The 8,764-nt window shown below is 69.3% G+C and carries 8 protein-coding genes; 1 reads left to right on the forward strand and 7 read right to left on the reverse strand.

What is annotated here, in order from left to right:
- Positions 1-256: 256 nt before the first annotated feature.
- The 7 genes from HNQ61_RS19690 to pdxA form a co-directional block, all read right to left on the reverse strand.
- Positions 257-913 carry a transglycosylase SLT domain-containing protein gene (locus HNQ61_RS19690; RefSeq protein WP_170036591.1) on the reverse strand — a complete coding sequence of 219 codons (657 nt, stop codon included), beginning with the start codon at positions 911-913 and terminating at the stop codon, positions 257-259.
- Positions 914-968: 55 nt separating this feature from the next.
- Complete coding sequence (gene moaC / locus HNQ61_RS19695) at positions 969-1,463, reverse strand: cyclic pyranopterin monophosphate synthase MoaC (protein ID WP_170036593.1); 495 nt, start codon at positions 1,461-1,463, stop codon at positions 969-971.
- Positions 1,464-2,257: 794 nt separating this feature from the next.
- Positions 2,258-3,409 carry a DNA polymerase III subunit gene (locus HNQ61_RS19700; protein ID WP_170036595.1) on the reverse strand — a complete coding sequence of 384 codons (1,152 nt, stop codon included), beginning with the start codon at positions 3,407-3,409 and terminating at the stop codon, positions 2,258-2,260.
- Positions 3,410-3,421: 12 nt separating this feature from the next.
- Positions 3,422-4,705: a murein hydrolase activator EnvC family protein gene (locus HNQ61_RS19705; protein ID WP_170036597.1), complete on the reverse strand. Its 1,284-nt coding sequence runs from the start codon at positions 4,703-4,705 to the stop codon at positions 3,422-3,424.
- Positions 4,705-5,562 carry a cell division protein FtsX gene (locus tag HNQ61_RS19710; protein ID WP_170036599.1) on the reverse strand — a complete coding sequence of 286 codons (858 nt, stop codon included), beginning with the start codon at positions 5,560-5,562 and terminating at the stop codon, positions 4,705-4,707. The genes HNQ61_RS19705 and HNQ61_RS19710 overlap by 1 nt, the downstream gene beginning before the upstream one ends.
- Complete coding sequence (gene ftsE / locus HNQ61_RS19715; protein WP_170036601.1) at positions 5,562-6,254, reverse strand: cell division ATP-binding protein FtsE; 693 nt, start codon at positions 6,252-6,254, stop codon at positions 5,562-5,564. The genes HNQ61_RS19710 and ftsE overlap by 1 nt, the downstream gene beginning before the upstream one ends.
- 80 nt (positions 6,255-6,334) lie before the next feature.
- Positions 6,335-7,267: a 4-hydroxythreonine-4-phosphate dehydrogenase PdxA gene (gene pdxA / locus HNQ61_RS19720; protein ID WP_170036603.1), complete on the reverse strand. Its 933-nt coding sequence runs from the start codon at positions 7,265-7,267 to the stop codon at positions 6,335-6,337.
- 480 nt (positions 7,268-7,747) lie between these two features.
- Here pdxA and HNQ61_RS19725 point away from each other — a divergent pair, with 480 nt between their 5' ends.
- Positions 7,748-8,398 carry a class I SAM-dependent methyltransferase gene (locus HNQ61_RS19725; protein WP_170036605.1) on the forward strand — a complete coding sequence of 217 codons (651 nt, stop codon included), beginning with the start codon at positions 7,748-7,750 and terminating at the stop codon, positions 8,396-8,398.
- Positions 8,399-8,764: the final 366 nt, after the last annotated feature.

Consider the following 8,764-nt stretch of genomic DNA (forward strand, 5'->3'; position numbering starts at 1 on the left):
GCGGAGGTCGCGGGGACGGCAACAGAAAAGCCTCACGCAGAGCCGCAGAGACGCAGAGAAAGCATAACGGAGGGGTGTGGAGATGATCGATCTCCACGCCCCTCTTTGTTTTCTATCCATCTCTGTTGCCCCTGCAGTTCCTCCCCGCGACCTCCGCGACCCCCGCGGCCTCCGCGTGAGGGCAGTTGAGGCAGCCTGGAAAACGAAAAAAGCCCCGCGATGCACGCGGGGCCTTTCGGTCAGGAGCGGGAACGGCTCAGCGGTGGCGGCGCTTGCCGAGCACCATCTCTACGTACCCGTTGTTGGGATCGTCCCCGTTCGCCAGCAGCTGGTCAACCCGGTCCGGGCCGCGGTTGTAGGCCAGCAGCGCGAGCTTGAGGTTGCCGTCGTACTTCTCGATCAGCGTCTTGAGGTAGCGAAAGCCGATGCGCAGGTTGGTGTCGCGGTCGAACAGGTCTTCGCGCGCCAGGCCGGCCTTGAAGTACTTGGCGGTGGACGGCATCAGCTGCGTCAGGCCCACGGCGCCGACGGGGCTCACCGCGCGGCGGTTGAACTCGCTCTCCGCGCGCACCAGCCCGAACGCCACCTGGGGCTCAATCCCCTCCGCCAGCGCAATGTCTTCGATGCGCTCCGCGAGGTCCGCGGGAATGCCGTAGGTGGACGACGCCTCGTGAATGCGCTTCAGGCGGTCGATCTCCACCTTCTGCAGCTCGATCACACCCTCCGGCGAGGTGGTGCCCACCAGCCCGCTGAGTTCGGCGACGGCGCTGTTGGCCGTCTGCGCGCCGATGGCGAACGCGAACAGGCAGAGCGCGCCGGCCATCAGGGTGTTCTTGAGCGTGGGTGACAGGTCCAGGCGCGGTGTCTTACGGGCCTGGACGTCGGCCTGCAGTTTCAGAATAACGGATTGCATCGGGCGGGTCTCCATTGCACAAGTCGGAACCCTGTAAGGCAACCTGTGTGCCGGATTAGCCCCGCGCGGGCGCTTCCCACGTCCCCGTGCGCCCGCCCTCTTTTCGCAGCAACCGGATGCCGCCAATGACCATTTCCCGGTCGCGCGCCTTGCACATGTCATAAACCGTGAGCAGGGCGCAGGATACCGCCGTGAGGGCCTCCATCTCCACCCCGGTCTTGCCGTCCACCCTCGCGGTTGCCGTCACCCTGAGCCCGCTTCCATCCGCCTCCGGAGCGATCTCCACATCCACCGAGGTGAGGGGGAGGGGATGGCAGAGCGGGATGAGGTCCGACGTGCGTTTTGCTCCCATGATGCCAGCCAATTGCGCCACCGTGAGCACGTTTCCCTTCGCGGTGCGCCCCTCCACGATCGCGGAAAGCGTCTCAGGCGAGGTACGTATGTGCCCTTCCGCCACGGCGATACGGCGGGTGACGGCTTTTTCGGCGACGTCCACCATGCGAGGGCGGCCCTGCTCGTCCAGGTGCGTGAAGCCGGAGTTTGTTGACATCGTCTGTGGCGGGAGTGGTGTCCCCACGCTGGGGCGCGCGAGTCCGGGTACGCGATCGGAAGGGTTTCGGCTTGTTTTCGGCTTTGCTGCTGCGTTATCCCGCGCGGAGCAGACGGAGAGCGGCCCGGGACTGATTTTGTCACAAGTGCCCAAATCGATGCGGTGCAATGACTTGGACCTGCTGCGGCAATGTCGCCGCATGCGCCGTGTCGTTCGGACGCGACGCGGACGGCGCGCGTGCGGCGCGTCCATGCGCAAGGGTGCCCGGCACGAGATCAACGAAACTGACGGATCGCGGGAGCGGTCGGGTGCGTGCTCTCGATGTTGTTCCGGCCGTCGGCGGGGGGCCCTCACCCCGCGTGCTGCGCACGACGATCCTCTCCCACGAACAGATGTGGGAGAGGGAGCACACACCAGTCTGGTGCACTCCGGACAATCTGGTGCGGAGGCTCGCGGCGGAGACTTCCGCGCCGGACCGCGCAGAGGCAGAGGCGAGGGTGTCGCCCGGCGGTTGAAACCGCGCTCGAAAAACACGAAGTCCGCCTGCGCGGACTGGAACGCGAGCCTCTGTTCGCGTGCCCAATGCAGTTGAAACCCCGAACGGCGCCTGTGGGCGTCGTGTCGGGGCTTACCGCTGTTTGAGCGGCGGATTCATTCGCTCCAGATACTTACCGCCGCGCTCACTCCGCCGCTCGCGCCGAACTCTCCGCCCGCCTCAACCCTCCCCCAGTCTTTTTTGGGGGAGGGTGGGCCGGTGGTGCCGGCCCGGGTGGGGGCCGCTCTGAAGCCGCCGGTCAGGCCGGGGTGAACTCGCGGCGCAGGTTGCGCAGCAGGCCGGCCAGGATCAGCTGCGGGTTCACGTTGCCGCTCGCAAGGTCCTGCGCCTCCTGCACGTGCAGGATGGCCGCGGCCACTCCGCGCGCATCCACGCCGCGGCGCTCCGCCCACGCCCGCAGCTGGGCGTGCTCCCCCGCCAGCGCGTAGGCCACGGAGTCCGGCGCGCCCGCGCTCACCGCCATCAGGTCGCGCAGCCAGAGCGCCAGCGCTTCCAAAATGCCGGTGAAGTCGCCGCGCGCCCCCGCGGGTGCCACGCCGTTCGCGGCGGCGTACCGCGTCGCTTCGCTGTCCGCCAGCGCGGCGGCCAGCAGGGCGCGTCCGGCCTCGCGCTGCTTCTGGTAGCTCCCCGATCCGCCACCGCTGGGCAGCATCCGCAGCGCACGCCCGATCGCGCCCTCCGATCCGCCCGCCAGCGACGCCGCCTCGTCCGCTGGCATCTTCGCCTCGCGCACCAGGTACGCGGCCACGTCATCCACCGAAAGCCGGTTCATGCGGATGGGCAGCACGCGCGAGCGGATCGTGGGCAGCAGCGCGCCGGCGTTGGACGAGGTCAGGACCAGCGTGGTATCCGCCGGAGGCTCTTCCAGCAGCTTCAGAAAGGCGTTCGCGGCTTCGGGGCTGGACTCCTGCGGCACCATCAGGTCCGCGTCGCCCACCACGAACACCTTGCGGCGCCCCACCGACGGCTTGAGCCCCGCCAGCCGCTGCAGGTTCTGAATGGTGCCCATGAAGTACGCGGGCGCCTTTTCATACCGGGGAACGTGCAGCGGATCGCCGCGGCGGGCGACCAGTTCCACGCCGCGCGCCTCCTCCAGCTTGTCGCGCAGCTTCTCGGGCGTGGCGGCGTCGGGGCGGGGGAGGGGAAAGAACCAGTGGACGTCCGGGTGCTCCAGCCGGTCCACCATCCGGCACGAGTTGCAGACGCCGCACGGGCCGTCGGCGCCCGGCTGCTCGCAGACGACGCGCTGGGCGATCCACATCCCCACGCGCTCCTTGCCGATCCCGGCGGGGCCGTGAAGGAGGAGCGACTGCGCGAGGTTGTTCTGCCGCGCGGCCGAGGCGAGCATGGCGCGCGCCTCGGCGTGGCCGTAGACGGGAGGGATGGGCATGGTGCGGAACGATCAGCCGCGGCGGCGCAGCCAGGTGAGCGGGTCCACCGCGCCGCCGCCGGGCGCGCGGATCTGGAACTCCACGTGCGCGCCCTCCGGCGTGCCTTCGCCACCCACGGCGCCCACCACGGCGCCCTTGGCGATCTGCTGCCCCTGCCGCACCTGGATGTCCTTGAGGTACAGGTACAGCGAGTAGTAGCCGCCGCCGTGGCTCACGACGACGGTCGGCCCGTACCCCTCGAACGGCGCGGCCATCTCCACCGTGCCGCCCTCCACGGCGCGCACCGGCGACCCCGCCGCGGCGCCGATGCCGATGCCGTTGTAGCGGATGGTGGTGCCGTTGGCCTGCGTGGCACGCCCGTAGTTGTAGACCACGCGCCCGCCCACCGGCCAGTCCAGCGCGCCCAGGTCCGCCGTCGTCATGGTGGACGCGGCCGCGCGCTCCACGGGGCGCGGCGCGGAGGGGGCGCCCGCGGCGGAGGGCGTCCGGGGCGCGGCGGCCGCGGCGCGGCGCTCGGCTTCGCGCCGGCGGTCGGCATCGCGGCGGCGGCGCTCCAGGTCCGCCATCAGCCCCGTCAGCCGGCGCTCATCGCGCGCGAGGGCGGTGAGGCGCGCGTTGGCCGAGCGCGCGGATGACTGCAGGCTGCTGAGCGTCTGCCCGCGGGTCTGCCGCATGTCGCTGAGCATGGCGCTTTCCTGCGCGCGCTCGTTCTGCAGGTACTGCACGTCCGCCAGGCTGCGCCGCAGCTCGCGCTCGCGCACCTGAAGCTCGCGGGCGAGCTCCGCCACCTCCGTCACCAGCTGCCGGTCGCGCCGGGCCACCAGGTGCAGGTACTTGTAGCGGTTGATCAGCTCGCCGAACGAGTGCGCGCTCAGCAGCACCTGCGCCGAGCTCATCGGTCCGCGCTTGTAGATGTCGCGCAGCCGCTGGTTCAGCAGCGTCTTCTTGTCCTGCAGTTCCGCCTCCGTCCAGATCATCTCCGCCGTGGTGGAGTCGATCTGCCGGGTGGTGACGGAAAGCTGGGTGTTCAGTTCGCTCAGAAGCTGCGACGACACCTGCTGCTGGCGCTGGATGTTGCGGATTTCGGCGGATACGTCGCCGACGCGGCTGCGGATGCCCTCCAGCTCGCCGCGCAGCCGCTGGCGCTCCTGCCGGATCTGCTGCAGCCGGCGCTGGCTCTCGCTCAGCTCGCGCGAAGGGTCCTGCTGCGCGCGCGCCACCCACGGCCCGGCGGCGGCGCCGGCCAGGAGGATCGCGCCGAGCGCGAGGCGGATGCGGTGGCGGTGGGTCGTCATCAGACTTGGGACAGGTGGCGGCGGACGGCGAACAGGCTGGAGAGCAGGCCGAAGAGGGTGCCGCCGAGGATGGTCATCACGATCCACTCGCCCGGAATCCACGCCACGCGAAAGGTGGTGTCGCTCAGCAGGCGGTAGGTGCCGTACGTGAGCCCCGCCGCCAGAAGGCCACCCATCAGCCCCGACGCGATCCCCTCCAGCAGAAACGGGCTCTGGACAAAGCCGTCCGTCGCCCCGACGAGGCGCATGATGCTGATCTCCTCGCGCCGCGCGAAGACGGTGATGCGCACCGCCGTGGCGATCACGATGGCGGCGACGATGGCGAACGCTCCGCCGATCACCATCGCCACGCCGGCCGCGATGCGCCGGATGGTGAAGATGGCCGCCAGCCAGTCGCGCCCGAAGCGCACGTCTTCGATGAACGGATACGCCTGCACCCGCTTGGCCACGCGCTCCACCTGCGCCGGGCCGCGGTTGCCGGGCTTCATCCGCACGTCCAGCGAGGCGGGAAGGGGGTTCTGCTCCAGATCGTTGTAGACGTCGCGGAACTCCTCCATTTCCGCCATGGCCGTGGCCAGCGCCTCGGTCTTGGTGACGTACTGAACCGTCTGCACCTCGGGGATGGCCGCCAGTTCGCGCTGCGCCTGCTTGAGCTGCGCGTCCGTCGTGGCGTCGCTCAGATAGGCGATGACCTCCACCTTTTCCTCCACCTGCTCGATGGCGCGGCGGATGTTGAACGCCGTCAGCCCGAACAGGCCGATGACGAACAGGGCAAAGGCGATGGCGAAGACGGAAAGGAGCGTGAGCAGCGGCGTGCGCCGGATGGCGGAAAACGCTTCGCGAAGGGCGTACGGCATCAGGCGCTCCCGGCCTCGACCGCCGCGGCGGCCGAATCGTAGACCACGGAGCCCTGCGACAGCTCCACCACGCGGTATTCCGGATGCGCGCGCACCAGGTCCAGGTCGTGGGTGGCCATGAGGATGGTCATCCCCATGGCGTTGATTTCCCGGAACAGTTCGAACACGCCCTTGGCCGCCCACTCGTCCAGGTTGCCGGTCGGTTCGTCGGCGAGGAGGACGAGCGGCTCGTTGGCCAGAGCGCGCGCGACGGCCACGCGCTGGCGCTCGCCGCCGGACAGCTCGTCCGGGTACGCGCGCGCCTTGTGCGCCAGCCCCACCTGCGTGAGCAGCTTGTTGACGCGCGGGCCGATCAGCGGGCGCTTGGTGCCGGTGACTTCCAGCGCAAAGGCGACGTTTTCCTCCGCGGTGCGGTCGCGCAGCAGGCGAAAGTCCTGAAACACCACGCCGATCTTGCGGCGCAGCTGCGGAATTTCGCGGCGGCGGATGAGCTTGGAGGAAAAGCCGGAGACGCGGACCTCGCCGCCCGAAGGAAGCTCGGCCATCTGAAGGAGGCGCATGACGGTGCTCTTGCCGGCGCCGGAATGGCCCGTCAGGAACACGAGTTCACCCTTGCCCACGTTCAGGGTGACGTCGCGGAGTGCCGTGCCGGAGCGCGGGTACTCCTTGTATACGGATGTTAGCCTGATCACGCGAGAAACTTCCGCGGGAGAGGAGAGCGAATGGTGCAAGCCCGGAGAGTGGAACAATTTAGTCCCCGGGCCGCCCGCTGTCAAAGCGTGCGGCTCAAACGGATCGCGAGGCGCACGGCCTCCTTCATGGACGATGGATCGGCGCGGCCGGTGCCGGCGATGTCCAGCGCGGTGCCGTGGTCCGGCGAGGTGCGGGGGAAGGGAAGCCCCAGCGTAACGTTCACTCCCGCGCCGAACGCGGCCGTCTTGAACGCCGCCATGCCGACATCGTGATACGGCGCGATCACGGCGTCGAACTCGCCGCGCACGGCGCGCGTGAACACCGTGTCCGCCGGAATGGGGCCGAACGCGTCGACGCCCGCCTCGCGCAGCCGCTGCAGCGCGGGCTGGACGATGCGCGCTTCCTCATCGCCGAACAGCCCGCCGTCCGATGCGTGCGGATTGACGGCGCACAGGGCCACGCGCGGTCGCTCGATCCCCCACTGCCGGGTGAGCGCTTCCGCCGTGATCGTCGCCTGGTGGACGAGCAGATCCGTGGAGAGCGCGGCGGGGACGTCGCGCAACGCCAGGTGCGTGGTGGCCAGCACGACGCGGAGCGGGCCGCCCAGCGCGGTGCGTTCCGCCGCCATCATCATCACCACCTCGGGCGCGCCGGACAGCTCGCCGAGCATTTCCGTGTGACCGGGATAGTGCCATCCACCGGCGCGAAAGGCGTACTTTTCGATGGGTGCCGTGACGAGCGCATCCACCTCTCCCACCATCGCCATCTCCACCGCGCGGCGGATGGCCTCGCCCGCGATCCGCCCCGCAGATGCCTCGTCCTGCTCCGCGCTCCACTCGCCTACGCTGACGTCCTGCGTGCCGGGGCGGAGCAGCGAGCGGGGGCCGACGAGCACGTAATCCGCCGCGGATGCGAGTTCCGGGTCGGACAGCGCGCCCGCGGTCACCTCCGGGCCAATGCCGCGCGGGTCGCCCAACGTGATCGCGATGCGGGGAAGACGGCGTTCGGGCACGGTGGATCCTGTTCGGCTCGGGGATTCTGCTCGGACGGCGAGTATAGGCGGCGCGCGCGGGTCAGACAACCGGTGCCGTGAGGTGCGCAACGGCAACACCAACGGCGGGAACGCGGAGGACGCGGAGGGAGCGGGGGAACGCGGAGGGCTCGCCGCCTTTCGTGCTCATCCCCGGCGGATTCTGAGCGCCGGACTCGCGAAAACGGCATCTCACGCGGAGGTCGCGGGGGGCGCGGAGGTCGCGGGGGAAATGGAGGAAGTGGAAAAACGGAGGGATGAAAGGAAAGTGGCGGATGCCTTTTGAATCCCCCATCTGTTCCCCCGCGTACCTCCGCCACCCCCGCGTCCTCCGCGTTCTGCAGTGGGTGTTTGCTCTTCTTGGCGACGACGTTTGCCGCCGGGACCGCGATGTGCACTTGAAATCGCGATTACGGTCTGGGCAGCACCAAAAGCTGGCTCTCGCGCACGGGACGAACACGGATGGGAAAGATTCCACACGCAGCAAAGGCAGACGACGGGCTCGGGACGCTGGAGAACCTGCCCGGGCTCGATGACGAAACGCGCACCCGGCTGGCAGCGCTCATCGACGAGGGATGGCAGATCTGGGAGCGCTTCGATCTGGAGGTGCGCACCCAGGACTTTCACCCGTTCGTAGCGGCGGATTACGAGCAGGTGCTGCGGGCGCTGCTGCCGCTACGCGCGCCCGGACAGCGGTTCCTGGAGTGGGGCTCGGCCACGGGCGTCATCACCATCATGGCAGACATGCTGGGGTTCGAGGCGTACGGAATCGAGCTGGATGCCAGCCTCGTGGAGACGGCGCGCGGGCTGGCGGCGCGCCACGGTTCCAAGGCCACGTTCGTGGCGGGAAGCTTTCTGCCCAACAGCTATCGCTGGCGCCCCCGCGGCGGCGGCGACGCGCGCATCGGCACCATCGGCACCGGCGACTCGGCGTACCCGGAACTCGGGCGCGCGCTGGACGACTTCGACGTGGTCTACGGCTACCCGTGGACCGGCGAAGAGCCCATGATGCAGGACCTGATGCGCACCTTTGGCGCCCAGGACGCGCGTCTGCTGCTGCACGGCGGCAGCCTGGGCCTGCGCGTATTCCGTGGCGGCAAGCAGGTCGGGTAGGACGCGACGCCCTCACCCCGCGTGCTGCGCACGACGACCCTCTCCCACGAACAGATGTGGGAGAGGGAGCACACCCCAGGATCGGTGCGGGATCGGGTTCGGCTCGCGGCGGCAACCCCGGTCCGGCGGTTGAAACCGCGCCTCGAAAGACACGATGTCCGCCTGCGCGGACTGTGGCCGTGACCTTGTCGTAGGCCCCGATGCAGTTGAAGCCCCGAACGGCGCCTGTGGGCGTCGTGTCGGGGCTTCCCGCTTTTTGAGCGGCGGATTTATCTAGACTTTAGCACTTTGTGGACAAAAGCGGCAGGCAGTTTGCCCCTGAGCTTGCAACCCTTCCGGCCAGAAGGAGCGAGTCATGGACCACCT

Origin of the sequence: Longimicrobium terrae (assembly GCF_014202995.1) — a bacterium.
In the GTDB taxonomy this organism is placed as follows: Bacteria; Gemmatimonadota; Gemmatimonadetes; order Longimicrobiales; family Longimicrobiaceae; genus Longimicrobium; species Longimicrobium terrae.